Source organism: Stappia sp. ICDLI1TA098 (assembly GCF_054880955.1).
Genome location: NZ_JBTZBT010000001.1, coordinates 1,922,672 through 1,947,348, shown reverse-complemented (window position 1 = coordinate 1,947,348; position 24,677 = coordinate 1,922,672). Strand labels below are relative to the sequence as shown.

At 67.1% G+C, this 24,677-nt stretch carries 20 protein-coding genes; 3 read left to right on the top strand and 17 right to left on the bottom strand.

The window, feature by feature from the left end:
* Positions 1–3 precede the first annotated feature (3 nt).
* The 7 genes from ACSLUQ_RS08835 to ACSLUQ_RS08805 all read right to left on the bottom strand — a co-directional run bounded on the left by ACSLUQ_RS08835 (position 4) and on the right by ACSLUQ_RS08805 (position 7,157).
* Positions 4–1,716 carry an FAD-dependent oxidoreductase gene (locus ACSLUQ_RS08835; RefSeq protein ID WP_461808283.1) on the bottom strand — a complete coding sequence of 571 codons (1,713 nt, stop codon included), beginning with the start codon at positions 1,714–1,716 and terminating at the stop codon, positions 4–6.
* Positions 1,713–2,486 carry an SDR family NAD(P)-dependent oxidoreductase gene (locus ACSLUQ_RS08830; protein ID WP_461808282.1) on the bottom strand — a complete coding sequence of 258 codons (774 nt, stop codon included), beginning with the start codon at positions 2,484–2,486 and terminating at the stop codon, positions 1,713–1,715. Before ACSLUQ_RS08830 ends, ACSLUQ_RS08835 begins: the two co-directional genes overlap by 4 nt.
* 14 nt (positions 2,487–2,500) lie before the next feature.
* Positions 2,501–3,247, bottom strand: coding sequence for an SDR family NAD(P)-dependent oxidoreductase (locus ACSLUQ_RS08825; protein ID WP_461808281.1), 747 nt, complete (start codon positions 3,245–3,247; stop codon positions 2,501–2,503).
* A gap of 112 nt (positions 3,248–3,359) precedes the next feature.
* Positions 3,360–4,481, bottom strand: coding sequence for a C4-dicarboxylate TRAP transporter substrate-binding protein (locus ACSLUQ_RS08820; RefSeq protein ID WP_461808280.1), 1,122 nt, complete (start codon positions 4,479–4,481; stop codon positions 3,360–3,362).
* A gap of 79 nt (positions 4,482–4,560) precedes the next feature.
* Complete coding sequence (locus ACSLUQ_RS08815; protein WP_461808279.1) at positions 4,561–5,865, bottom strand: TRAP transporter large permease; 1,305 nt, start codon at positions 5,863–5,865, stop codon at positions 4,561–4,563.
* 9 nt (positions 5,866–5,874) lie between these two features.
* Positions 5,875–6,399: a TRAP transporter small permease subunit gene (locus ACSLUQ_RS08810; protein ID WP_417772631.1), complete on the bottom strand. Its 525-nt coding sequence runs from the start codon at positions 6,397–6,399 to the stop codon at positions 5,875–5,877.
* Positions 6,399–7,157, bottom strand: coding sequence for an SDR family NAD(P)-dependent oxidoreductase (locus tag ACSLUQ_RS08805; RefSeq protein ID WP_461808278.1), 759 nt, complete (start codon positions 7,155–7,157; stop codon positions 6,399–6,401). The genes ACSLUQ_RS08810 and ACSLUQ_RS08805 overlap by 1 nt, the downstream gene beginning before the upstream one ends.
* Before the next feature lie 143 nt (positions 7,158–7,300).
* On the opposite strand from ACSLUQ_RS08805, the gene ACSLUQ_RS08800 reads away from it, so the two are divergent.
* Positions 7,301–8,044, top strand: coding sequence for a GntR family transcriptional regulator (locus ACSLUQ_RS08800; protein ID WP_417772633.1), 744 nt, complete (start codon positions 7,301–7,303; stop codon positions 8,042–8,044).
* 36 nt (positions 8,045–8,080) lie between these two features.
* Positions 8,081–8,692, top strand: coding sequence for a glutathione S-transferase (locus tag ACSLUQ_RS08795; RefSeq protein WP_417772634.1), 612 nt, complete (start codon positions 8,081–8,083; stop codon positions 8,690–8,692).
* A 64-nt stretch (positions 8,693–8,756) separates the two neighbouring features.
* Here the strand turns inward: ACSLUQ_RS08795 and ACSLUQ_RS08790 are convergent, their stop codons facing one another.
* Both ACSLUQ_RS08790 and ACSLUQ_RS08785 read right to left on the bottom strand, forming a co-directional pair.
* Entirely contained in the window at positions 8,757–9,098 is a 342-nt protein-coding gene (locus tag ACSLUQ_RS08790) for a cupin domain-containing protein (RefSeq protein WP_417772635.1), read from the bottom strand.
* 127 nt (positions 9,099–9,225) lie between these two features.
* Positions 9,226–10,848 (bottom strand): Na/Pi cotransporter family protein, encoded by a 1,623-nt coding sequence (locus ACSLUQ_RS08785; protein WP_417772636.1) that lies wholly within the window; start codon positions 10,846–10,848, stop codon positions 9,226–9,228.
* A gap of 511 nt (positions 10,849–11,359) precedes the next feature.
* Here ACSLUQ_RS08785 and fdhD point away from each other — a divergent pair.
* The gene (gene fdhD, locus ACSLUQ_RS08780) at positions 11,360–12,193 is read left to right on the top strand and encodes a formate dehydrogenase accessory sulfurtransferase FdhD (protein ID WP_417772637.1); all 834 of its coding nucleotides are present in this window, start codon (positions 11,360–11,362) and stop codon (positions 12,191–12,193) included.
* A gap of 137 nt (positions 12,194–12,330) precedes the next feature.
* On the opposite strand, the gene ACSLUQ_RS08775 is transcribed toward fdhD, so the two are convergent.
* The 8 genes from ACSLUQ_RS08775 to ACSLUQ_RS08740 form a co-directional block, all read right to left on the bottom strand.
* On the bottom strand, positions 12,331–12,600 hold the full coding sequence (locus ACSLUQ_RS08775; RefSeq protein ID WP_417772638.1) for a formate dehydrogenase subunit delta: 270 nt from the start codon (positions 12,598–12,600) through the stop codon (positions 12,331–12,333).
* A gap of 34 nt (positions 12,601–12,634) precedes the next feature.
* Entirely contained in the window at positions 12,635–15,517 is a 2,883-nt protein-coding gene (gene fdhF, locus ACSLUQ_RS08770) for a formate dehydrogenase subunit alpha (protein ID WP_461808277.1), read from the bottom strand.
* A gap of 4 nt (positions 15,518–15,521) precedes the next feature.
* Complete coding sequence (locus ACSLUQ_RS08765; protein ID WP_461808276.1) at positions 15,522–17,090, bottom strand: formate dehydrogenase beta subunit; 1,569 nt, start codon at positions 17,088–17,090, stop codon at positions 15,522–15,524.
* Complete coding sequence (locus ACSLUQ_RS08760) at positions 17,087–17,566, bottom strand: formate dehydrogenase subunit gamma (RefSeq protein ID WP_461808275.1); 480 nt, start codon at positions 17,564–17,566, stop codon at positions 17,087–17,089. The genes ACSLUQ_RS08765 and ACSLUQ_RS08760 overlap by 4 nt, the downstream gene beginning before the upstream one ends.
* A 114-nt stretch (positions 17,567–17,680) precedes the next feature.
* Positions 17,681–18,589, bottom strand: coding sequence for a LysR family transcriptional regulator (locus tag ACSLUQ_RS08755; RefSeq protein ID WP_417772642.1), 909 nt, complete (start codon positions 18,587–18,589; stop codon positions 17,681–17,683).
* A gap of 188 nt (positions 18,590–18,777) precedes the next feature.
* The gene (locus ACSLUQ_RS08750; RefSeq protein ID WP_461808274.1) at positions 18,778–20,532 is read right to left on the bottom strand and encodes an OFA family MFS transporter; all 1,755 of its coding nucleotides are present in this window, start codon (positions 20,530–20,532) and stop codon (positions 18,778–18,780) included.
* A gap of 420 nt (positions 20,533–20,952) precedes the next feature.
* Positions 20,953–23,016 (bottom strand): sensor histidine kinase, encoded by a 2,064-nt coding sequence (locus tag ACSLUQ_RS08745; protein WP_461808273.1) that lies wholly within the window; start codon positions 23,014–23,016, stop codon positions 20,953–20,955.
* Positions 23,009–24,535 carry a sigma-54-dependent transcriptional regulator gene (locus tag ACSLUQ_RS08740; protein WP_417772645.1) on the bottom strand — a complete coding sequence of 509 codons (1,527 nt, stop codon included), beginning with the start codon at positions 24,533–24,535 and terminating at the stop codon, positions 23,009–23,011. Before ACSLUQ_RS08740 ends, ACSLUQ_RS08745 begins: the two co-directional genes overlap by 8 nt.
* Positions 24,536–24,677 lie beyond the last annotated feature (142 nt).

The window sequence follows — 24,677 nt, the reverse complement described above, 5'->3', positions numbered from 1 at the left end:
GTTTCAGTTGGCCGCCGTCGCCTGCGCGCCGGCCGCGTGCCGGCCGACCACATAGCCGAAGGTCAGCGCCGGGCCGAGCGTGATGCCCGCCCCCGGATAGGCGCCGGCCATGATCGAGTTCATATCGTTGCCGCAGGCATAGAGGCCCTCGACCGTGGCACCGTCCTCGTCGAGGACCTGGCCGTTGCCATTGGTCGACAGGCCAATGCTCGTGCCGATATCGCCGGGATAGATGCGAATGGCGTAATAGGGGCCCGTGTCGAGCGGATGCAGGCAGGGGTTGGGTGCATTCTCCGCGTCGCCCAGATAGGTCTGGTAGGCGGTCGAGCCCTTGCCGAAGTCGTGGTCCTTGCCGTTTTCCGCATCGTGGTTGAAGCGCGAGATGGTGTCGGCCAGTGCCTCCGGCGGGACGCCGATCTTTTCTGCCAGGGCCTCCGGCGTCGCACCACTGGTGATGTAGCCGGAGCGCAGATGCGCGCGATAGGGCGCGGGGAAGGGGCGTACTGCCCCGAGCCCGTATTTGCGCAGCGCCCGATGGTCGCACATCAGCCAGGCCTGCTGTTTGCCGGCGTTCAGCATTGCCTGGACGAAGTCGTGATAGGACAACGCCTCGTTGGCAAAGCGCCGGCCGTCGTCGCCGATGGCGATCACGCCGGGCTTGGCCCGATCGAGGAAGAGATGCGGGAAGGGACGCGGCCCCTCCTTGCCCGGCAGCAGCGATACTGGCGCCCAGAAGGCGGCGTTGCTGTTGGTTGAAACCAGCGCCGCGCCGACGCCGAGGCTGGCGTCGATGGCATCGCCCGTGCTTGTCGCCGGCGACATAGAATAGTGCCGCGCGCCCGCCTGTACATGCGGCATGTAGGTGGCGCGCTTCGCCTCGCTCTGCGGAAAGCCGCCGGTCGCCAGCACCACGCCGCGTCGCGCCAGCACGCTCCGCGTGACGCCGCCGTGATGCACGCTCACGCCGCTGACGCGGCCGCCGTCGCGCTCGAGCGAGACGAGGGGCGTTTCCACGAAAAGCGGAATGCCGAGCGCGAAGACCGTTTCGGCCAGCCGTCCGGCAACCGCCTGCCCGAGCACCAGCCGGGTGCCGCGCGGGTGGGTGAGCCTGTCGAGCGCATGGCGCATCATGAGCTTCGTCGCGTGGATCGCCGATTTCGGCGAACGCGTCATCTTCATGAAGTGGCCGATGTCGAAGCGGTTCAGCATCATGCCGCCAAAGACGGTAAAATCGGCGATCGGCGGCTTCAGCCGCTTGAAGTTGGCGCCGAGCCGCCGCCCGTCATAGTCCTTGGCGTCGAGCACGCGCCCGCCCATCGCCGCGCCGTCCTGGTCGGGGTGATAGTCCGGCGAATAGCTGCGGTGCTCGAACTGGAGCGCGGTGTTGGCCTCGAAGAAGCGGACCATCTCGGGTCCGTTGTCGAGGAAGGAGTCGACCAGCTCGGCGTTCATCCGGTTGCCGGTCTCGGTCTTCAGGTAGGTGCGCGCCGCCTCCTTGCTGTCCTGCATGCCGGCGTCGCGCATCTTCGGATTGTCGGGGATCCAGATCGCGCCACCCGAGACGGCGGTGGAGCCGCCGTAGTGGGCGGCCTTCTCCAGGATGGCGACATCGAGTCCGGCGAGCTTCGCCGTGATCGCAGCCGCCATGCCGGCGGCTCCCGAGCCTACGACGACGAGATCATAGGCATCGGCGAGAACGGGGTCTGTCCGGCTCATGCGGTTTCTCCGACCGTGGACTGCTGGCGCGGGTAGCGTCCGACCGCCCAGCCGCCGTCGACCCGCAGCGTTGCGCCGGTGATGAAGCGCGCCTCGTCGCTGGCGAGGAAGGCGACCGCCGCGGCCACCTCCGCAGGCGTCCCGACGCGGCGCAGCGGCGCCTGCTCGATGAAGATCTGGTGGCGCCAGGCCTCGGTGCGGATACGCTCGGCGGTGAGCGGCGTCTCGATCAGCCCCGGAGCGACGGCGTTGACGCGAATGCCCTCGGGGCCGAAGTCGGTCGCCATCTGCCGGGTCATCCCGTCGACGGCGGCCTTGCTCATACTGTAGGCGGCGCTGCCTGTCGCGCCGATCAGCGCATAGATCGAGGCGATGTTGACGATGGCGCCGCCACCGGTCCCGCGCATTCGCTTCACCGCATAGGCGCTGAGGCGGAAGACGGAGCGCACGTTGATATCGAAATAGCGCTGCAGGTCGTCGTCGCTGGTTTCGTCCGCGCGTCCGCCGCCGCCAATGCCGGCGTTGTTGACGAGGATCGACAGAGGCCTGGCGCCGAGCTGCTGGTCGAGCCGCGCGCCAAGCTGAGGATCGGTGACATTGCCCTTCACCTTCTCCACGCCGTCGGGCAGCAAGGTCAGGCCGGCGGCATTGCGGTCGACGGCGATGACCGTCGCGCCCTGCTCGAACATTTGGGTGGCGATGGCGAGACCGATGCCGGAGCCGGCGCCGGTGACGATCGCCGTCTTGCCGGAAAAGCGGTTGGTGTCCATGGGTGTCGCCCTTCTCAGAATGCCGTTGTGCCGCCGAGCGAGCGGCCGCCGTCGACAAGCAGGACCTGTCCGGTGATGAAGCCCGCGACCGGCGATCCCAGGAAGGCGACCGCCTCGGCGATGTCCTCGGGCCGGCCAAGCCGACCGCTCGGCTGCTGGGCGCGCAGGCCGTCGAGGTTGGTGTCGGAGCGTGCCTTCAGCATGTCCGTCTCGATCACGCCGGGAGCGACCGCGTTGACGCGGATCTGCCGCTCGGCAAGCTCCAGCGCCATGGCCCGGGTCAGCCCGCCGACGGCCGCCTTGGAGGCGACGTAATGGGCGTAGTGGCGCGCGCCGAGCATGGCGCGCGAGGCGATGTTGACGATCGCCGCGTCCTCGCGCATGCGCTCGGCCACGAGCCGCGACAGGTCGAAGAGCGCGACGAGGTTGATCTCGTACATCTTGCGGAAGTCGTCGGCGGTGAGGTCGAAGAAGTCCTTCACGCCAAAGATGCCGGCGTTGTTGACGAGAAGCCGCACGTCACCGGCCTCTTCGGCCAGGCGGACAAGCGCAGCGCTGTCGGTGATGTCGAGCGCGCGGGCGCGCGCCTTGCCGCCCTCGGCGATGATGGCGGCTGCGGTCGCCTCGGCCCGCTCGCCGTCGCGGTCGACGATGATCACATCATGGCGACGGGACTGGTCGTGCAGGGCAAGGCGCCGGCAGATGGCCGCGCCGATCCCGGCGCCGCCGCCGGTGACGATGGCGATGGGGCTCTCGGTCATGGTCTGGATCCGTTCTGGCTGGGGCAGGTCGCTAAGGACGGCGGGCATCGAAATGCCCGCCGCAAGTTTCGACAGGGCAGGGGCGGCCAGGGGAGCCGCCCCAACCTACGGCTCAATCGAGGCCGAAGGTCTTCTCGTCGATCTTCGAGTAGAGGTTGTCCTGCAGGACCTTGGCGAGTGCGTCCGCGTCCGTGCGGTCGACGCCCTCGAGCAGGCCCTTCCACTTGGTCTGAAGCTCCTGGAACTCCTTGACCATGTCGGTCGGGTCCTCGACGCCGCGGCTCTCGACGGACTTCTGCGGCAGCGCATCGACGAAGCCGCTCTGGAAGGCGGCGAGCTTCTCGGTCATGTCGGCCGACGGCTCGATGATCTCGAGGCCGCGCTCCTTGGAGCCCTCGATCGCCGCGTTGACGCCGATGTGGTAGGAAACCTGCGCGCGCGCCTCGCCCTTGGCCATCTCGTCCAGCATCGCCCGGCGCTCTTCCGGCGTCAGGCCGGCCCAGAAGTCCGGGTTGATGACGTAGTTGGCGCCCATGACCACGCCCATCGGCAGGCGGGTGACCGACTTGGCGACCTCCCAGAACTTGTTGCCCTTGTCCAGGTTGGTCGGATCGGACATCGTGCAGTCGATGGACCCACGGCTCAGGCCGGAATAGACGTCGCCGATCGGCACGGAGACCGGCACGCCGCCGATGGCTTCCACCCAGGCGGTCTGGGCGCCGCCGGCGGTGCGGATCTTCAGGCCCTGGGCATCGGCGAGGGCGCGGATCGGCTTGACGCAGATGAAGTTGTAGACCGGCGTGGAATAGCCGCCGGCGAAGATGCCGCCGTTCTTCTTCCACTCACCCTTCAGCCGGGCGTTGGTCATGCCCATCTCGGTGTAGGCGAACGCCGAGGCGATGTCGTCGTCGGAGACGAAGACAAGATCATTGAGCACGTTGTTGAGCGGCAGCTCGGAAGGCGTGTAGCCCGGATAGACGATGCCAAGCTGGACGACGCCATCGCGGATCGCCTGCATGGTCGACTTGGCCGGCACCAGCGAGCCGCCCGAATAGACCTCGAAGGTGATCGCGCCGTCGGTGTCGGCGGCCAGATCCTTGGCGAACTTCTGGTAGGTCTCCTCGTTGAGGATATGAACCGGCGTCATCCAGTTGCTCGCCTGATAGGTCTCGGCCGAGGCCGTCGACGCGGCAAGGCTGGCGGTCAGTGCGGCAAGAACCAGCAGTTTTTTCATGTTTCTCCCACTCCCAGTGTTTGGCGCCTCTCGCGGGCGCCATCTTGTTTTGCGAACCGGCCGTTGGATCGATGGGGCCTCAGTTCGCCATGAAGGCAGGCAGCCACAGGCTGATCACGGGGAAGGCGATCAGCAGGGCAAGCGTGATCAGATCGGCAAGGATGAACCAGGAGACGCCGGCGAAGATCTTGCCGAGCGGTATGACGTTGCCGAGACTCGAGCGGATCACGTAGACGTTCATCCCGACCGGCGGCGTCACGAGGCCGATTTCCAGCAGCTTCACCGTCAGGATGCCGAACCAGATCAGGTCGACGCCGAGATGAGCGAGCAGCGGCGCCAGCACGGGCAGCGTCAGCAGCATGATCGAGATGCTTTCCAGGAAGCATCCGAGCACGAGGTAGAGCACGCCGATCATCAGGATGACCGACAACGCGCTGTAGCCCTCGAAGAAGCCCGTCACCCAGACCGGCACGGTCGACAGCGCGATGAAGCGGGCAAAGAGGGCCGCGCCGACGACGATGATGAAGATCGCGGAGGTGCTCAGCGCCGTGTCGATCAGCGCCGTACGCATCACGGAGAACGAGAGCTGGCGGCGGAAGAGCGCGATCAGCGCGGCCAGGAACGCGCCGATGGCGCCGGCTTCCGTGGCCGTGAAGATGCCCGTGAAGATGCCGCCGAGCACGCCGGCGATGAGCACCGGCAGGGGCCACACGTCCTTGATCAGGTCGATCTTCTGGCGAAGCGTGTAGTGCTCCTTGAGCCGCGGCGCGAGCGAGGGGTTGAGCGTCGTGCGCACGGTGATCAGCGCGATGAACATCACGCCCGACAGAAGCCCGGGAATGAGGCCGGCGACGAACAGCGTGCTGATCGAGACGTCCATCATCAGGCCGAAGACGATGAGCAGCACGCTCGGCGGGATAAGCGAGCCGAGCGTTCCCGCCGCGGCGACCGAACCGGCGGCCAGCGAGGGCGCGTAGCCTGCCTTCAGCATCTCCGGAATGGCGATGCGCGAGAAGGCGGCGGCGGTGGCGACGCTGGAGCCGCTGGCGGAGGCAAACAGCGCGCTCGAGGCGACGGAGGCCGAGGCCAGCCCGCCTGGAACCCTGTTGAGGAAGACGCGGGCGGCGGCGAAGAGGCCGCTGGTCAGCCCGGCGCCGGAGGCGACATAGCCCATGAGCAGGAACATCGGCACGGCCGACAGGTTCCAGTCGCCGACGAGTTCGTAGGGGATGGCCTTGGCAATGCCGATGGCCGGCATCAGCCCGAGCATGGCATAGATGCCGGCGATCGCGACCGCGCCCATGGCAACGCCGATGGGGATGCGGATGCCGATGAGAAGCAGCGTGATGACGATGCCGATGAAGCCGATATCGAGACGATCCATGGTCAGGCCTCAGGCTGGGTCAGCGTGGTCGGCGGCGGGACCGTCTGCGGTCACGTCGCGGCCGGAAAGGATGAGGACGAGGCGCAGTGCCAGCGCGACGCAGGCAAGGCCGAGGCCGATCGGCAGAAGGAACTTGGTCGGCCAGATCGTGACCTTCCAGGCGCCCTCGACGATCTCGCCGATGTTCCAGGCGTGCATGGCCGGCTTCCAGGAAAGCCAGGCAAGCACGGCGTAGAGCACCAACGAAAGCACCGTGCCGAGCACCAGCATGCCGCGCTTCATCCAGTCGGGGCTCAGTTCGTAAAAGAGATCGACGGTGATCGGCCCGTTGGTTGCCTCCAGCCAGGCCAGCGGCAGGAACACGACGGAGATCATGTAGTAGCTGGCGACGACCTCGGCGGTGCCGGGGATCGGCTTGTTGAAGAGATACTTGCCCGCAACGTCGGCCGTCACGTGCAGCATCATCAGCAGAAGTGCCAGCGCCGCCACCGAGGCAAGCGCGAAGGACAGTCGGTTGAGGGCCTTTTCCACCATCACTGCATCCGGTATCCGCCGTTGACGTCTATGGTCGCTCCGGTGACATAGGCACCATCCGCGCCGGCGAGATAGGCGACCGCGCCGGCGACGTCCTCGGGCGTGCCGATGCGGTTGAGCGGGATCGACTTGGCGATTTCCACGTCGTTGGCCGGGTCGAGCGACAGGCGCAGCATCGGCGCGTCGATCAGCCCCGGAGCCACCGCGTTGACGGTGACGCCGATTGCCGCGGCCTCGCGGGCGGCAGCCTTCACCAGGCCGCTGATCGCGCTCTTGCTGGCGATATAGGCGGCGCTGGAGCGGTAGCCGCCGAGCTGTGCGGCGACCGAGCTGAAGGCGATGAAGCGTGCGTGGTCGATGGGGGTCTGCGTTCTGTGCCGCAGGTATTCACGCACGAGAAGGAACGTGCCGGTGCTGTTGACCTGCTGCGTCCTGTCCCATTCCTTCATGCCTGTCTCGATGATCGGGCGGCGCTGGCCGTTCTCGTCGAGAATGAGCAAGCCTGCGGCGGCGACGAGCACGTTGATCGGCCCGTGCTCGCTCTCGACGCGGGCAAGGGTGTCGGCAACCGCCGCCTCATCCGCCACGTCAAGCGCTAGGCCCGCGTGACCGCTGCCCGGCAACGACCCGGCGACGTCTCGCGCCAGAGCGGCGTCGATGTCCGATGCAATGATCCTGAAACCGTCGGCTGCAAGCCGCCGTGCGACCGCACGGCCGATACCGCCTGCGGCGCCGGTGACGAACGCGGTAAGCGTCATCACGTACCTCCCTGGTTGTTGACCGAGGAATGGATACATTTTTGAGGTATGTCAAGCTGGAACTGCCGATTTTTGCACTGCAACAATCAAAATGTATCCGATTTTCGCTTGCCTCGAAGCTAGAAACTGGCCATCTTTCGCCCATGAAGATCAAGGGCTTCACCGCATCACCGCCGGTTGACGTGACCAGCGCCGACGCCGCCGCCACCGCGATCCGGGAGATGATTCTGGAAGGTCGCTTCCTGCCGGGAGAGCGGCTGCACCAGGATCACCTGGCCGAGACGCTTGGCGTCTCGCGGACGCCTCTGCGCACCGCGCTGGCGCGTCTCGCCCAGGACGGGCTCATCGACTACGAGCCGAATCGCGGCTACCGCATCCGTCTGTTCCTCGTCGATGACATTCGCGATGCTTTCGCCGTGCGCGCCAATCTCGAGGGCTTTGCCTGCCGGCTCGCGGCCGAGGTCGGGATGAGCGTCGAGGATCTCGACCGGCTTGCGGCGCTGGTGGAGGAGGGGGACCGCATTCTGGTTCTCGGCAAGCTGGAACCGGACATGCTTCCGGGCTACCGTCGCATGAACGTGGAGTTCCACGAGACCATCATCGAGGCGACCGGCAACAGCTGGCTCGGCCGCTTCGTGCACCAGTCCCACAACGTCCCGCTGGTGTCGGATCGCGTCATCCTGTGGGACGATTTCGAAGTGATCCATCGCTCTCACGACGACCATCGTCGCATCGCCAAGGCGCTGGCCGACCGCGACGGCGTCAGGGCACAGAACCTGATGAGCGAGCATGTGATCTACGCCGGCCAGCTTCTGGCCGACAGGCTGGAGGACGATCCCTCCGCCGCTCTGCGCCACGCCTACCAGGAGCGCCAGGCCGGAACGTGACCGGCTGGCGCATCAACAAACCCGGAGTATCTACTGATGAAGCTCTATTTTTCGCCTGCGTCTCCCTATGTCCGCAAGGTCGTGGTCACCGCCCATGAAAAGGGTGTCGCGGACCGGATCGAGCTGCTGTCCTCGGCTGCGAGCCCGGTCAACCGCGACAAGACCATCGTGCGCAGCAATCCCTCGGGCAAGGTTCCCACCATGCTGCTCGACAGCGGCGAGGCGCTCTACGACAGCCGCGTGATCTGCGCCTATGTCGACGCGCAGGGCGAGGGCGCGAGCCTGCGTCCGCAGGGTGTCGCCGGCTTTTCCGACATGACGCTTGAGGCACTCGGCGACGCCATTCTCGACGCCGCGCTTCTTGCCCGTTACGAGACCGTTGCCCGGCCGAAGGAGCTCTACTGGGGCGCCTGGTACGATGGCCAGATCGAGAAGATCGACAGCGGCCTCGACGCGCTCCTGGATGTCTGGCTTGACCGGCTCTCCGGTCCGGTGACGCCGGGCGTCATTTCGGCCGCCTGCGCGCTCGGCTATCTCGACTTCCGCTTCCCGGACAAGGACTGGCGCACCGGCCGCGAGAAGCTGGCCGCCTGGTTCGAGGCATTCGAGAAGCGCCCGTCCATGCAGGCGACGATGCCGAAGGGCTGAGGTCGGTCTTGTTTCGACATGCGACGGGCGGGGAATTCCCCGCCCGTTTGCGTTTATCGCGGCATCAGTCGGGATAGTGGCGGTCGTCCAGCGGAATCGGATGGGAAATCGCCAGGAATTCGGCCGGCCGGTCGGAGCGGTTCGAAACCACGTGAAGCGTGCCGGGCGCGATCTCCATCGCCTCGTGGCGCTCCAGCCGCTGGTGGGTGTCGCCGCTTTGTATCCAAAGCGTGCCCTCCAGCACGAAGAACACCTGCCGCGCCGTCTCGTGCCAATGGGCGCGCTCCGCCGTTCCCGGCGGCATCCGCTCGTGGAAGACGGCAAGATCGGGATGGCGTGCCAGTTCCCATGTCTTGCAGCCGTCGCCCCAGTCGCGCGGTGCCACTGCCTGATTGCTCGTTTTCATCGCCTCTGCTCCTCGCGTCTGCGTCGCTGCCTGCGCAGGGATCCGCATAGGCTGTCAGGGGGCGTGGTGTCGCGTCCGGCTTTCTCATGTGCGGTGAAAGCAGGCTCAGGCCCGGCGCGCGACTCGCTCAGATCAGCCGCGATTTTCGCAGTGCGCCGGCCTGCTCGAGGATCGGATAGGCGATCGCCGCCACATAGGCGTTGATGCGCTTCAGGTCGCGCAGGATGTCGAGATGCAGCGAGGACGTCTGCACGCTCTCCGCCCGCCCGTCGCGCAGCCGCGCCAGATGGTTCGACGTCGAGCGCTCCTCATAGTCGCGGATGTCGGTCTTGGCTTCCATGAGCTGTCGGGCAAGCTGCTCGTCGCCGGAGATCAGCACACTCTGGGCCAGCCGCAGATTGTCGATCGTGATTTTGTAGAACGCCTCGATCTCTTCCTGCCCCTCGGGCGAGAAGGTCAGCTGATAGCGGATCTTCTTTTCGATCATGTCGCGCAGGTTGGTATCGACGATGTCGCCGACGTGCTCCAGGTTGATCGCATAGGAGATGATCTCGTCGGCGCGCCGCGCCTCGCGTTCCGGCATCGGCATCCGGTTCAGCTTCGACAGGTAGAGCTTCACGGCCTCGTTGAGCTCGTCGACCTCGTCGTCGAGCCCGCCGATCCCGGCGCACAGCGAGGCGTCGTTCTTCTTCAGCGCCTGCAGGTTCCGCTCCAGCATCAGCGCCACCCTGTCGCCGATCCGCAAGGTCTCGCGCGCGGCCGCGGCAAGCGCCTGCGCCGGCTGGTCGAGGAACCTCTTGTCGAGATGTTTCGGCCCGGTCTCGGCGATCTGCGCTTCCGGCAGCATCTGTCGCATCAGCTTTGCCATCGGGCCGAGCAGCGGCAGCATGACGAGCGACAGCAAAACGTTGAAGAGGATATGCGTATCGACCACCAGAGCGGCCGGGTCGCTGTGGAAGACAGAGAGAAATGCGGCGGTCGCCGGCTGGATGAAGGCCAGCACCGCAAGCGCGCCGGCAAGGCGGACCAACAGGTTGCCGATGGTCACCCGACGGGCCAGCGCCGGCTGGGTCAGAGTGGCCAGAACAGGCGGCACGGCGCCGCCGAGGTTGGCGCCGAGCACCAGGGCGATCCCGGTCTGCGGGCTCACGCCGCCGCCGGCGGCGAGGGCCATGGTGAAGAGCACGACGGCAAGGCTGGAGGAACAGGAAAGCGCCAGCACGGCGGCGATGGCCACGGCCACCACGGGCACCGCGTCGAGCGTCGCCATCAGCGCCAGCAACGTCGGCGAGCCGAGCATCGGCTTGGTCGCGGTGCCGAGAAGATCGAGCGACAGCAGCATCAGACCGAGGCCGAGCACGGCGCGCGCCAGCCCTCTCTTCGGCTTGCTCTTGCTGAAGGAAAACGCGAGGAAGCCGACGGCGATCAGCACCGGCGACAGCCAGTGAAGGTCGAGGGCGAGCAGGCGGGTGACGAGGCTTGTGCCGACATTCGCCCCCAGCATCACCGCTTGCGCCATCATCGAGTTGATGAGCCCGATACCCGCGAAGGAGGCGGTCATCAGCGCGATGGCCGTGCTGCTCTGGAGCGCCAGCGTGGCGATGAGCCCGGAACCGAAAGCGGCGACGCGGGTTCGTGTCGCCGTCGCCAGCACGCGGCGGAGCTGCGGGCCGAACGCCCGGCTCACGCCGGTTTTCACCATGCGCAGCCCCCACAGAAGGAGGGCGAGCGCGCCGATCAGGTCTATCATCTTCTTGTCATCGCTTCGAAGTCACGCGCAGAAACGCCCGAACCGGGTTTCGCCGCGAGGCGAAAAGGGGAGGGGAAGGAGCGATCCGGTAGGATATTTCATGCGCCGGCTAATCCCATATGATACCAAAAAACAATGGATAGGGACAGTGTTTCGTCATTTCCTGTGCGACCGGGCGTAAGGCTGCCCTTTCCACCTGTCGCTTTCGCGCTCAAATGGCTTGCGGGCAAGCGACGGCCGTTGACTGGCGTCGGGGAGGATTGCGCCGCGTTGTCCGGCCCGCCCAGCCCGTCGGCGCGGATCTCGATTTTCGCACCACGGTGCGCCTGAGATGAGACATTTGGACTGGCTCCACGAGGCTTCTCGCCGGGCGTCGCAGGCCTTTGCCGCACGGGGCCGCGGGCGGGTGTTCGCCAGGTGAATCGATTTGCCCGCAAGTGCCCGGATTTTGCTGATTTCCCGTGCTTTTTCATCGATCCGGCGGAGCGAGCCGGGTATACTCGCGGCCATCATGAGCAGTATCGACGAGCCCGAGATCACCACGTTCCCGCCGCCCTTCGAGCGGGTTGAAAACCGTCGCTGGCAACAGGGCGGCGCCAGCGCCTCACGCCGCTCCATTCCCGAGGAAACGCCCGTCGCGTTGACCTATGACGGCTCCACCCAGGCGGTGATGATGGCCACCCCCTCCGATCTGGAGGATTTCGCCGTCGGCTTCAGCCTGACGGAGGAGCATATCGCCTCGCCGGAGGAGATCCGCTCCGTCGAGCCGACCGCCTTCGACGACGGCATCGACCTGCGCGTCTGGCTGAAGCCGGGTGCCTCGGGCCGCTTTCTCGAGCGCCGCCGCCGCATCGTCGGCCCGACCGGCTGCGGTCTTTGCGGCGTCGACAGCCTGTCGGAGGCCTTGCGCCTGCCGCGTCAGGTCCTGGATGACACGCGCTTCGCCGCCGCCGATATTCTTGCCGCCCAGGCCTCGATGTTCGAGGCGCAGGCCCTGCATGCGGAGACCGGCGCGGTTCACGCCGCCGGTTTCTGGACGCGGGAAGAGGGGCTCGTGGCGCTGCGCGAGGACGTCGGCCGGCACAATGCGCTCGACAAGCTGGTCGGCGCGCTCGCCCGCCAGGGACGCAGCGGTCGCGGTGGTCTGCTGTTGCTGACCAGCCGCGTGTCGGTCGAGCTCGTCGCCAAGGCCTCGGTGCTCGGCGCACCGGCGATCGTTGCCGTTTCCGCGCCGACCGCGCTTGCCGTGCGCATGGCCGAGCGCGCCGGTCTCACCCTTGTCGCAAGCGCCCGCTCCGGCGGCTTCGAGCTTTTCACCCGCACGCAGCGCATCACCGACGGTTGATGCCTGCCTACCGATGTCCTGTGCCGGGCGAGCCGGGCGCCGACATTGTCGCAAGGGGGGCGGCTCTCGATGAAAACCAAAAAAGGGCGGAGGCCGTCCGGCGCTCCGCCCTTTTCATTGTGTCGTTGACGTTCGCCTCAGTGCGGCGCCGCCCCTTCCGTTCGTGCATAGGCACGCGGCAGGTGCGAGGCGTCCGGCTTGCGGATCGCCGGCAGCGCCTCGCGCACGAGCGCGGCGAGGCCGTGGCCATCGTCCGCTTCGGCGATCGCGAAGAGCTGGGCCCGCATGCGCGGCTCCCAGAACTTGTTGATGTGGACCGCCACCCCCTCTACGCCCTCGTCATGGGGCTTGGAGGTGAAGAATGTGGCGATCTGGTTGGCCATGTAGACGAGCTTTTCCGGCTTCATACCGCCATCTCCCGTTGGTTGCGCGTGCTCCGGTTCATTCGGCGGCATCCACCGCCGGCATGATCCGGCGCGACTGACGGGCCTGCTCCTCGTATTCCACCTGCCAGTCCGTCGGGCCGTTGGAGGGCGAGATCTGCACCGCCGTCACCTTGTATTCCGGGCAGTTGGTTGCCCAGTCCGAAAAGTCGGTGGTGATGACGTTGGCCTGGGTCCCGGGGTGGTGGAACGTGGTGTAGACCACGCCCGGCGCCACCCGCTCGGTGATCAGCGCGCGCAGGGTCGTCTCGCCCGCCCGGCTTGCCAGCCGCACCCAGTCGCCGTCCTTCAGGCCGCGGTTTTCCGCGTCGAACGGGTGGATCTCCAGCCGGTCCTCCGCGTGCCAGACAACGTTCTCGGTGCGCCGCGTCTGGGCACCGACGTTGTACTGGCTGAGAATGCGGCCGGTGGTGAGCAGCAACGGGAAGCGCGGACCCGTCCGCTCGTCGGTCGCCACGTACTCGGTGCGGATGAACTTGCCCTTGCCGCGCACGAAGCCGCCGAGATGCATGATCGGCGTACCCTCGGGCGCCGTCTCGTTGCAGGGCCACTGCACCGAGCCCTTTTCCTCAAGCAGCGCGTAGGAGACATCGGCGAAGCTCGGCGTCGTCGCCGCGATTTCGTCCATGATCTCGCGCGGGTGCTCGTAGGTCCAGCCGGCGCCCATGGCGTTGGCGATCTCCTGCGTCACCTCCCAGTCGGCGAGGCCGTTCTTTGGCGTCATGACCCTGCGCACGCGGTTGATGCGCCGCTCCGCGTTGGTGAAGGTGCCGTCCTTCTCCAGGAAGGTCGAACCCGGCAGGAAGACATGGGCGTGATTGGCGGTCTCGTTGAGGAACAGGTCGTGCACGACGACGCATTCCATCGCCGCGAGGCCGGCGGCCACGTGGTGGGTGTCGGGATCGGACTGGAGAATGTCCTCGCCCTGCACGTAAAGACCCATGAAGGTGCCGTCGACGGCTGCATCCAGCATGTTCGGGATGCGCAGGCCCGGCTCATCGTCGAGCGTCACGCCCCACAGTTTCTCGAAGATCTCGCGCGTCTCCTCGCCCGAGACGTGCCGGTAGCCCGGCAGCTCGTGCGGGAAGGAGCCCATGTCGCAGGAGCCCTGCACGTTGTTCTGGCCGCGCAGCGGGTTCACGCCCACGCCCGGACGGCCGATGTTGCCGGTCGCCATGGCAAGGTTGGCGATCGCCATCACCGTGGTCGAGCCCTGGCTGTGCTCGGTGACGCCGAGGCCGTAATAGATCGCCCCATTGCCGCCGGTGGCGTAAAGGCGCGCGGCACCGCGGATCTCGTCCGGGTCGATGCCGGCGAGCTTGCCCACGGTCTCGGGCGAGTGCTCCGGCTGCGACACGAACTCGGCCCAGTCCTGGAATTCGTCGAAATCACAACGCTCGCGGATGAAGGCCTCGTCGAAGAGCCCCTCGGTCACGATGACATGGGCGAGCGAGGTCAGCACCGCCACGTTGGTTCCCGGTCGCAGCGGCAGGTGATGGGATGCCTCGATGTGCGGCGAGCGTACCAGGTCGATGCGGCGCGGATCGATGACGATCAGCTTGGCGCCCTGACGCAGACGCTTCTTGAGCCGCGAGCCGAAGACCGGGTGGCCGTCCGTCGGGTTGGCGCCGATCACCACCACCACGTCGGCCTGTTCGACGCTGTCGAAGTCCTGGGTGCCGGCGGAGGTGCCGAAGGTCTGGCCGAGGCCATAGCCCGTCGGCGAGTGGCAGACGCGGGCGCAGGTGTCGACGTTGTTGTTGCCGAAGACCTGGCGGATCAGCTTCTGCACCAGGTAGGTTTCCTCATTGGTGCACCGCGAGGAGGTGATGCCGCCGACGGCGCCGCGTCCGTACTGGTACTGGATGCGGCGGAACTCGCTCGCCACATGGCTCAGCGCCTCTTCCCAGCTCACCTCGCGCCAGGGATCGGAGGTCTTCTCGCGGATCATCGGATTGAGGATGCGGTCCCGGTGATTGGCGTAGCCATAGGCGAAGCGGCCCTTGACGCAGGAGTGGCCCCGGTTCGCCTTGCCGTCCTTCCACGGCACCATGCGCACCAGTTCCTCGCCGCGCATCTCCGCCTTGAAGGAGCAGCCGACGCCGCAATAGGCGCAGGTGGTGACCTTGGAGTGCTCAGGCTGGCCGATCTCGATGACCGACTTCTCCTGCAATGTCGCCGTCGGGCAGGCCTGTACGCAGGCGCCGCAGGACACGCATTCCGAGGCCAGGAAGCTCTCGTGCATGCCCGGCGACACGCGGCTGTCGAAGCCGCGGCCCTCGATGGTCAGCGCGAAGGTTCCCTGCACTTCCTCGCAGGCGCGCACGCAACGCGAGCAGACGATGCACTTGGACGGGTCGTAGGTGAAATAGGGGTTCGATTCGTCCTTCGCCATGAAGCGGAAGTTGTCGCCGCCCTCGCTGGCGCGCGGCTTGACGTGGTTGTCCCCGTCGTAGCCGTAGCGCACGTCGCGCAGGCCGACGGCGCCGGCCATGTCCTGAAGCTCGCAGTCGCCGTTGGCCGCGCAGGTCAGGCAGTCGAGCGGGTGATCGGAAATGTAGAGCTCCATCACCCCGCGCCGGATGGTCTTCAGCCGCTCCGTCTGGGTGGTCACCACCATGCCGTCGCCGGCCGGAGTCGTGCAGGAGGAGGGGGTGCCCTTGCGGCCCTCGATCTCGACGAGGCAGAGCCGGCAGGAGCCGAAGGCGTCGACCATGTCGGTGGCACAGAGCTTGGGCACGGAAATGCCCGCCTCCATCGCCGCGCGCATCAGCGAGGTGCCCTCGGGCACCGTCACCTTGTTGCCGTCGATGGTCAGCGTGACGGTCTTGTCGGACTTGACCGCCGGTGTTCCGAAATCGGTTTCCTGGATCAGGCGCATGGGATTACTCCGCTGCTTCGGCGACTGTCTGCGGACAGAAGTCGTCGGGGAAGTGGGTGATGGCGCTCATGACCGGATAGGGCGTGAAACCGCCCAGGGCGCAGAGCGAGCCGAATTTCATCGTGTCGCAAAGGTCGGCGACCAGGTCGCGCTGTGCCTGCGGGTCCTCGCCGCCGTCGATGCCGCTGGCGATCCGGTCGATCACCTCCGCGCCGCGCACCGCTCCGATGCGGCAGGGCGTGCACTTGCCGCAGGATTCGATGGCGCAGAACTCGAAGGCGAAACGGGCCTGCTTCAGCATGTCGGCGGTGTCGTCGAAGACGGTGATGCCGGCGTGGCCGATGAGCCCGTCGCGCTTGGCGAACTCCTCGTAGTCGAACGGCGTGTCGAACAGCGCGCGCGGAAAATAGGCACCGAGCGGGCCGCCCACCTGCACCGCCTTCACCGGCCGGCCACTGGCCGTGCCGCCGCCGATCTCGTCGATGATCTCGCCGAGCGTCAATCCGAAGGCGGTCTCGTAGAGGCCGCCGAACCGGACGTTGCCGGCGATCTGGATCGGGATCGTGCCGCGCGAGCGGCCCATGCCGAAGTCGCGGTAGAACTCCGCGCCGCGGTCGAGGATCACCGGCACGGAGGCGAGCGAGATCACGTTGTTGACCACCGTCGGCTTGCCGAGGAAACCCTCGAGCGCCGGCAGCGGCGGCTTGGCGCGCACGACACCGCGCTTGCCCTCCAGCGAGTTGAGCAGAGACGTCTCCTCGCCGCAGACATAGGCGCCGGCGCCCACCCGCACCTCCATGTCGAAGGCATGGTCGGAGCCGAGCACGGACGCGCCGAGGACGCCAGCCTTGCGCGCGATCAGGATCGCCTCGCGCATGGTCTCGATGGCGTGCGGATATTCCGAGCGGGTGTAGAGATAGCCGCGCGTCGCCCCGGTGGCGATGCCGGCGATGGCCATGCCCTCGATGAGCACGAAGGGATCGCCCTCCATGATCATACGGTCGGCGAAGGTGCCGCTGTCGCCCTCGTCGGCGTTGCAGACGATGTACTTCTGGTCGGCCTCGGCGCCGAGCACCGTGTTCCACTTGATGCCCGTCGGGAAGCCGGCACCGCCACGCCCGCGCAGGCCGCTGTCGGTGACCTCCTTGACGATCTCCGCCGGCGTCATCGTGACGGCCCGCTCAAGCCCCTTGAGGCCCTTGTAGTGGCGGTAGTCGTCCAGCGACAACGGGTCGGTCACGCCGCAGCGGGAGAAGGTGAGGCGGGTCTGGTTCTTCAGGAACGGGATGTCATGGGTCGGCCCCTGGCAGAGCGGATGATCCGCGCCGGTCAGGAAGCCGGCGTCGAAGAGGCCCGGCACGTCGGAGGCTGCGACCGGCCCGTAGGCGATGCGGCCATGGTCGGTGCGCACCTCCACCAGCGGCTCCAGCCAGTGCATGCCGCGAGAGCCGTTGCGCACGATGCGTGCGTCGACGCCGCGGGCGGCGATCTCGCGGGACATCGCCTCGGCGACGCGCTCGGCGCCGAGCGCCAGGGCGGCGGCGTCGCGGGGAACAAAGATCGTGATGGTCATCGGCTGGCCTCCCCGATGAGAGTGGAGAGCCCGTCGGCATCGAGCCGTCCGTGAACGTCGCCGTCGAGCATGGCCGCGGGCGCGCAGGAGCACAGGCCGAGGCAATAGACCGGCTCGAGCGTCACCGCGCCGTCGGGCGTCGTCTGGTGAAAATCGATGCCGAGCAGGTCCCTGGCGCGGTCGGCAAGGGCGTCTCCGCCCATCGACTGGCAGGACTCCGAGCGGCACAGCTTGAGCACATGGCGGCCGGCCGGCTCGGCACGGAAGTCGTGGTAAAAGCTCATGACGCCATGGACTTCGGCGCGGCTCAGGTTGAGCCGGTCGGCGATGATCCGCAGCGCTTCTTCCGGAATATGGCCGAGCTCCGCCTGCACGTCGTGCAGGATCGGCAGCAGCGGGCCTTCCTCCCGTGTCCAGCGTTCGACGGCGGCTAGGACGCGCTCCTGATCCGGAGCAGCGAGTTCCCTGGCTTGCATGCGTTCCCTCCAAAGGTGTTCTGGTTGAATCCTGCCGTCACGCAAGGGGTTAGTTCAATAGAGCTGTCCCGTTCCGCGATAGCAAAAACCTATCGAACGCCGGCACCGTCCTCCTCAGGCCGGCGTTCGCACCTGCTGTTCGGCCTGCGCGTTGCGTCGGGCCTGGTCGATCAACGCCGCGATTACCGGCGTATAGGGCTCCCTGTAGGCGGCCACGAGGCCGACGGAATGGGTCGCCTCCGGCTCGACGATGGGGATCGAGCGCAGCCTGCTCCATGTGCTGAATGTCTCGACAAGTTTCAGCGGCATCACGCTCGCCCACTTGCCGGTGCGCACGTGGGAGAACAGCGCGATCATGGAATCGGATTCGAGCGTCGGCGTCGCCGAGGCGCCCGCTTCGCCGAGATGCTGGTTGACGATCCGCCGGTTCTGCATCTGACCGGTCAGCAGGCAGAGCGGGATCTCGCTCACCTCCTTCCAGGTCACCGTCTCTCGGTCGGCGAGGGGGGCGCCCTCGATCGTCACCAGCCGGTAGCGCTCCGTGAACAGGGGCACCGTCACCACCCGGCCGAGCGGCTCGTTGTCGAGATAGGTGATGCCGGCGTCGACCTCGAGGTTCTCGATCAGCGCCAGGATCTCCACCGACGAGCGCGACAGGATCGAGAAGGTGACGTTCGGATGCTTCTCGCAGAAGGGCTCCGTCAGCTCCGCCACCATGGCGAGCGCCGTCGGAATGGTGGCGATGCGGACGTGGCCGGAGAGGCCGTGCTTTGCCGCGCGCATCTCCTGGTGCATCGAGCGGGCGTCGCCGACGATCCGCCGCGCCCAGTCCAGCACGCGCAACCCCTCGGGCGTCAGCCCCTGGAAGCGCGAGCCGCGGTTGACCAGCATCACGCCGAGCTGGTCCTCGAGCTGCTTCACCGCCGCCGAGAGAGTCGGCTGGGTGACGCCGCATTCCTCGGCCGCATGGCCGAAATGGCGTGCCCGCGCCAATGCGATGAACATCTCGAGCTTGTCGATCATAGCCTTCCCCTGACGGCCCGCGTCCGGCCGCCTCTGTGCGTCCGTGTCCCGCCCGCCGAAGCGGGCGGGCCCATGCCCCGCAGCCTAGTTCATTTTGCCGCGAGGCTGGTATCCCGGAGCGTGAAATTGCGACGGAACAAGGAGTTGGGACGGCAGGGCCCCTTGCAGGCCCTGCCGTCCCGCTTGCCTCAGGCGCGCGCGGTGGACGTGCGCGTCGCGTCGCTGCCCTGCCCGGAGCCGGCCGGCTTGGCAGGCGCGTCCTCCATGTGGTGCTTGGCGTGGACGGGCTTCACCAGCATGTTCGCCACGAGCGCGATCACCAGCAACCCGGCCATGGCGTACATGGTCGTGTTGTAGACGCTGGAGGTCGGGTCGACCGTTCCGGCCGGTGCGATCTCCATCAGCCGCGAGATGGTGACGGTCTTCGCCACGACGAGCTGATCGAGCTGGTCGACGCTGGCGCCGAACTTCTCGGAGAAGGCGGCCGGGTCGATCTTCGAAGCCAGGTCGCGGATCGAGTTGGTCACCGACATCTCGCGCAGGTGCGTGATCGCCAGCGGGCCCAGCACGCCGGCCGTGCTCCATGCGGTCAGCAGGCGACCGTGGATGCCGCCGACGTATTTCGTGCCGAAGATGTCGGCCAGATATGCCGGGATCGTGGCAAAGCCGCCGCCGTACATGGTGAAGATCACCATGGTCGCCGCGTAGAACATCACCAGCCAGGTCACCGCCGGACTGACGCTCACCTGCGCCGCGGCGAAGGGGATCGACAGGTAGAGGATCGTGCCCAGGATGAAGAAGCAGTGATAGGTGTTCTTGCGCCCGATGTAGTCGGACATCGAGGCCCAGAAGAACCGGCCGACCATGTTGAACACCGAGATCATGAACACATAGGTCGCGGCGAAGGTCGAGTTGACGATCAGCGGCAGCGTCGTGCCGAAGATCTCGGTCATCATCGTCTTGGCGACGCCGATCACGCCGATGCCGGCGGTCACGTTGAAGCACAGCACGATCCACAGCAGATAGAACTGCGGGGTCTTCAGCGCCTGGTCGATGTGGACGTTGTTGGAGGTGATCATCTTGCGCGATGCGGCGTCGGCGGCGGGCGGCGTCCAGCCGGCCGGCTTCCAGCCCTCGCGCGGCACGCGATAGGAGAAGGAGGCGAGCATCATCACGATGAAGTAGACGATGCCGAGGGTGAAGAACGTCCCGGCTGCGCCGGTGTTGCCGGTGCCCACCACATAGACGCCTTCCTGCAGCGCCATCGGGGCCGAGGCGAGCTGCTTGGCGCTGGCGACCACCACCTCGACCATCTGGCCGTTGACCTCGGCGACGCGACGGCCGCCTTCGGTGACCATCTGCACGGCGCTTTCAGGGCCGAGGTAGGTCGGAGCCTTGTAGAACAGGCCGAGCAGGTACTCCTTGATCGGCGTCGCAATCATCGCGCCGCCGCCGAAGCCCATGATCGCCATGCCGGTGGCCATGCCGCGCCGGTCAGGGAACCAGCGGATCAGCGTCGACACCGGCGAGACGTAGCCGAGGCCGAGGCCGCAGCCGCCGATGACGCCATAGCCCAGATACACCAGCCAGAGCTGGTGGGTCATGATGCCGAGGCCGCCGATGATGAAGCCGCCGCCCCAGCACATGGCCGCGACGACGCCGACCATGCGCGGGCCCACTTCCTCAAGCCACTTGCCGGCGAAGGCCGCCGACAGGCCGAGGAAGACGATGGCGACGGAGAAGATCCACACCACGGAGGACAGGCTCCAGTCGCCCGCCGAAGCGGCGACGACGCCGAACTGCTTGGTCAGCGGCGGATTGAAGATGCTCCACGCGTAGACCGAGCCGATGCAAAGGTGAATGGCGATGGAGGCGGGTGGCACCTTCCATCTGTTGAACCCATCGCCCGCAACGATGTGTTCCTTTTTCAGGCTGTCGAACATGTATTCGCTCCTCCCAGGCCGCGTCTTCTGTCGGGCGCGGCTGACCGACCGGTCGGGGAGGGCGGAGCAGGCGCTGACGCGCCATGCCTTCCGCGCCGTTGTGGACAAAATGTCCGGCGCTGCCGTCTCCCCCTTGCCGGCGACCTGGGCATTGCAGGTTCGATGCCAACCGCGCTTGATCAGGCTTTGCAATGGGTCGATAGGCCCGGCGAATGCCCGGACTGGACATTTTGTCCGCAAAAGACCGGATGTCGGCCGCGCGACAGGGTCAATTTGTCCTCGGACGACCCGGTGCGGCGGGTGACCCGGCCCGCCTCAAGTGGCGGGTGACCCGGCCCGCCTCAAGTGGCGGGTGACCCGGCCCGCCTCAAGTGGCGGGTAACCCGGCCCGCCTTAAGTGGCGGGTAACCCATGCCCGCCTCACGTGGCGGGCAGCCAGATGCTGAAGGTCGTGCCCTGTCCGGGGGTGCTCTCCACCGCGATGCCGCCGCCCAGCCGCGTCACCAGCGTCTGGCTGATCGACAATCCGAGCCCCGTTCCCTGCTGCCGCTTGGTGGTGAAGAAAGGATCGAAGATGCGCGCGGCGATGTCCGGGGGCATGCCGGTGCCGGTGTCCTCCACGACGATTTCCACCCCGGGTTCGTCGCGATCCGCGTCGCGGGTCCAAAGCCGCAGGGAGCCGCCGTCGGGCATGGCGTGCAGCGCGTTGACGATGAGGTTGATGATCACCTGCTGCAGTTCGGTGCGGTTCATCAGCACCGTGCGCGTCGCCGTGTCCTCGCGCTCGACGCTGATTTCGGCGCGCTTGAGAAGGTGCTGCACCAGCGGCAGGCAGTCGCCGATGACTTCGGCCGGCGTCTGCCGGTCGGCATAGCCGGCATATTCCTCCGGCTTGGCGAATTGCAGCAGCTTGGTGACGATCTGGTGGATGCGGTGGATCTGCTCGTCGATCAGGCGGATCTCGGTCCGCGCGATGTCGGCCTTTCGGCCGAGCAGGTCGCGCAGCACCTCCAGGTTGCCCTGCATGACGGCGATCGGATTGTTGATCTCATGGGCAACGCCGGCGGTGATCTCGCCGATGGCGGCGAGCTTTTCCGACATGATGAGCTGCTTGGTGGTTTCCTCCAGCCGCCTGTTCGCCTGCTGCAGCTCGGCGGTGCGTTCCTCCACCCGCACGTTCAGCTCCTCGTTCCATGAGCGCAGTTGCCGGTCGCGCTGCTGGACGAGGTCGAGCAGATGGTCGAGGTGCAGCGCCACGCGGGCGATCTCGTCGTCGGCGGCCGGGATCGAGGTGCGCGCGCCCATCTCGCCGCCTTCCACCCGGGCAATGGTGCTGGCCATCTTCTCCAGTGGGCGGAAGATGCCGCGCGCCCACCGCAGGAAGATCGGCACGCTGACCAGCGCGACGATGAGAAAGGCGCCGACGATGGTGACGAATGTGGTGTATTTCGCCCGGTAGAAGGGGCGTTCGAGAAACCCGACGTAGAGCATGCCGACCCGCGCGCCGGCGCTGTCGACGATCGGCTCATAGGCGGAGATGTACCAGTCGTTGACGACGAAGGCGCTGTCGAGCCACACCTTGCCCTCGCCGAGCACGGCCTGGCGCACCGCCGCGGAGACCCGCGTCCCCAGGGCCCGCCGGTTCTCGAACAGCCGCACATTGGTGCTGATGCGCACATCCTCCAGGAACAGCGTCGCCGTGCCCTGGCTGCCCTCCGGCAGGCTTGCCTCGCGATAGACGAGATCGTTGATCGTGTCGATGAAGACGAGGTTCTGGTTGAGCAGGATGCCGCCGACCAGCGCACCGCCGGTGCTCTCCCCGGCGTTGACCACGGGGGCGGGGGCGGCCGAATGCACGACCATGCCGCGGGTTTCGCTCGCCCGTTCCGTCGGCACCGCGTTTTCCGTTGGGATCAGTTCCAGCTGCGCGCGCTCCGCAAGCGCGGGGGAGAGGGCTGCAAGTGTGGCCCCGTCGAAGATGTCGATGGCGGTCGAGGGAGTTCCCCCCAGCGCCTGCGCGACCACGGGGCCGGCGGTCGCGGCGTCCGGCCGCGCGCCCATGGGTGCTGCCGCGCGCAAGGTTCCCCCCGCGTCGACCAGATAGAGGAAGTCGAGCCCGATCTCGGCGCGCTTGCGCTCAAGCAGCGCCGACAGCGCCGCCGCGTTGCCGCTCTCGACGATGTCGCGATAGGCGGCCGACTGCCCGAGCGCCTCGATGCGCTCCCCGGTGTTTTCCAGGATCCGCGTCACATACTGGTGGGCGATGGTCAGGTCGCCGTGGACCTTGGCCTTGAGCACGCCATCGAACTTGGTGCTCCAGCGGGCGATGGTGATGCCGAGCAGCAGCGGCAGCAGCACCAGCGTCGGCAGCAGCGCGATGGCCAGCAGGCGGAAGCGCACCGAGCGGGAGGGGCGGGGCCGCGCCGCTTCGCGTACGGGCGCGCGCGCCTGCGGCAGCGGGCCGGCGCGCAACTCGTCAGCCATTCCAGGCCGCGAGCTTGCGGTCGATGGTCTTGCGCGAAACCCCGAGCCGTCGGGCGGCCTCGGCCCGGTTGCCGTCGGTCTCGGCGAGGATGGCCTCGATGTGCCGCCGTTCGACCGCTTCGAGGGTGTCTTGCGCTGCTTCCGCCTCCGACGCGTCGGCGACGGGCTTGCGCACGTCGTCGGGGAATTCCCCCAGAATCAGCGAGCGCTCGATCAGGTTGCGCAACTCGCGCACGTTGCCCGGCCAGGGGTAGGCGAAGAAGCCGGCCTCGACCGAGGCGTCGATGGGCACGGGCGGCATGCCGAGCTGCTTCGACAGTTTCTGCATGAACAGCGTCGCGAGCTCGACCACGTCCGCGCCGCGCTGGCGCAGCGGCGGCATGGCGATCTGCAGCACGTTGATGCGGTAGTAGAGATCGGCGCGGAACCGGCCGTTCTCCACCGCCTGCTCCAGGTCGGCGTTGGTAGCGAAGACGAAGCGCAGGTCGACCGAAACCTCGCGTTCCGATCCAACCGGCCGGATGCGCCGGTCCTCGATCGCGCGCAGCAGCTTGCTCTGCATGGCCAGCGGCAGCTCGCCGATCTCGTCGAGGAAGAGCGTGCCGCCCTGGGCGTGGCTGAAGAGCCCGTCGCGGGCCGCATGGGCGCCGGTGAAGGCGCCCTTGAGATGGCCGAAGAGCTCCGCCTCGATCATGTCGGTGGGGATCGCGGCGCAATTGACCGGCACGAAGGGCTTGTCGGCGCGGTCGGAGAGCGTGTGGATCGAGCGCGCGGTGACCTCCTTGCCGGTGCCGGATTCGCCGGTGATCAGGACGGAGGTCGGCAGCGGCGCGACGCGGGCGATGGTCTCGCGCACCTCCTCGATCTCGCGTGAGTGGCCGATCAGCTTGTCGCGCAGCAGCACATGATCCGAGGTCGCCCGCAGTTCGTGGCGCAGCACGTAGTTCTCGCGCTCGAGCCGCATCCGGTCGAGACAGCGCGCCACCGCGTTGAGGATCTGGTTGGAGCGGAACGGCTTCAGCACGAAATCCACCGCGCCGGCCCGCAGTGCCTCGATCACCGTATCGAGGTCGGCATAGGCGGTCATCAGGATGGCGTCGGCGAAGAAGCCGATCTGCCGCTGCTCCGAGAGCCATTCGACGCCCGACTTGCCCGGCAGGATATTGTCGAGGATGACCACGTCGAAATGATGCGTGTCGAGCTTGGCGGATGCCTCCTGGGTGTCGGCTGCTTCCTCGATGCGCTTGCAGCGCGGTCCCAGCGTGCGCACCAGGAAGTTGCGCATGCCCGGCTCGTCGTCGATCACCAGGATCGAGGCTTGCGCCAGCCAGGGGCCGAATTCGGGATCGCGCTCGTCGTCGTCGCGCTGTGTCGCGTCGCCGTCCTGCGCGTCCGCGCGCGCATCCCGCGCCGCGTCCGTCGCATGCCGCCGCGTCCCTCCTGGCCTTGAGGTCCTGGTGTCGAAGTCGGCGCGTGTCGCCTGCGCGCTTGCGCCCTGCGCTCCTGTAACGGAACCCATCCTGTCCTCCCTCGCGCCTGTACCGGCGTTTTGCGAAGCATTACCCGAAACCGGATGGAACGCAAAAATCTGCAGGATTATGCACAAAAGCGAAGGGGGGCGCCGGTCGGGCTGTGCACAAGACAAAAGAGGCGCCCGGGTC

Bases quoted from the DNA above. Each gene is read 5' to 3' on its own strand.
- ACSLUQ_RS08750 (WP_461808274.1), bottom strand. From the start codon at position 20,532: ATGTTCGACAGCCTGAAAAAGGAACACATCGTTGCGGGCGATGGGTTC.
- fdhF (WP_461808277.1), bottom strand. From the start codon at position 15,517: ATGCGCCTGATCCAGGAAACCGATTTCGGAACACCGGCGGTCAAGTCC.
- ACSLUQ_RS08795 (WP_417772634.1), top strand. From the start codon at position 8,081: ATGAAGCTCTATTTTTCGCCTGCGTCTCCCTATGTCCGCAAGGTCGTG.
- ACSLUQ_RS08785 (WP_417772636.1), bottom strand. From the start codon at position 10,848: ATGATAGACCTGATCGGCGCGCTCGCCCTCCTTCTGTGGGGGCTGCGC.
- ACSLUQ_RS08775 (WP_417772638.1), bottom strand. From the start codon at position 12,600: ATGAAGCCGGAAAAGCTCGTCTACATGGCCAACCAGATCGCCACATTC.
- ACSLUQ_RS08825 (WP_461808281.1), bottom strand. From the start codon at position 3,247: ATGACCGAGAGCCCCATCGCCATCGTCACCGGCGGCGGCGCCGGGATC.
- ACSLUQ_RS08805 (WP_461808278.1), bottom strand. From the start codon at position 7,157: ATGACGCTTACCGCGTTCGTCACCGGCGCCGCAGGCGGTATCGGCCGT.
- ACSLUQ_RS08760 (WP_461808275.1), bottom strand. From the start codon at position 17,566: ATGCAAGCCAGGGAACTCGCTGCTCCGGATCAGGAGCGCGTCCTAGCC.
- ACSLUQ_RS08820 (WP_461808280.1), bottom strand. From the start codon at position 4,481: ATGAAAAAACTGCTGGTTCTTGCCGCACTGACCGCCAGCCTTGCCGCG.
- ACSLUQ_RS08835 (WP_461808283.1), bottom strand. From the start codon at position 1,716: ATGAGCCGGACAGACCCCGTTCTCGCCGATGCCTATGATCTCGTCGTC.
- ACSLUQ_RS08790 (WP_417772635.1), bottom strand. From the start codon at position 9,098: ATGAAAACGAGCAATCAGGCAGTGGCACCGCGCGACTGGGGCGACGGC.
- ACSLUQ_RS08755 (WP_417772642.1), bottom strand. From the start codon at position 18,589: ATGATCGACAAGCTCGAGATGTTCATCGCATTGGCGCGGGCACGCCAT.
- ACSLUQ_RS08815 (WP_461808279.1), bottom strand. From the start codon at position 5,865: ATGGATCGTCTCGATATCGGCTTCATCGGCATCGTCATCACGCTGCTT.
- ACSLUQ_RS08830 (WP_461808282.1), bottom strand. From the start codon at position 2,486: ATGGACACCAACCGCTTTTCCGGCAAGACGGCGATCGTCACCGGCGCC.
- ACSLUQ_RS08800 (WP_417772633.1), top strand. From the start codon at position 7,301: ATGAAGATCAAGGGCTTCACCGCATCACCGCCGGTTGACGTGACCAGC.
- ACSLUQ_RS08810 (WP_417772631.1), bottom strand. From the start codon at position 6,399: ATGGTGGAAAAGGCCCTCAACCGACTGTCCTTCGCGCTTGCCTCGGTG.
- ACSLUQ_RS08745 (WP_461808273.1), bottom strand. From the start codon at position 23,016: ATGGCTGACGAGTTGCGCGCCGGCCCGCTGCCGCAGGCGCGCGCGCCC.
- fdhD (WP_417772637.1), top strand. From the start codon at position 11,360: ATGAGCAGTATCGACGAGCCCGAGATCACCACGTTCCCGCCGCCCTTC.
- ACSLUQ_RS08765 (WP_461808276.1), bottom strand. From the start codon at position 17,090: ATGACCATCACGATCTTTGTTCCCCGCGACGCCGCCGCCCTGGCGCTC.
- ACSLUQ_RS08740 (WP_417772645.1), bottom strand. From the start codon at position 24,535: ATGGGTTCCGTTACAGGAGCGCAGGGCGCAAGCGCGCAGGCGACACGC.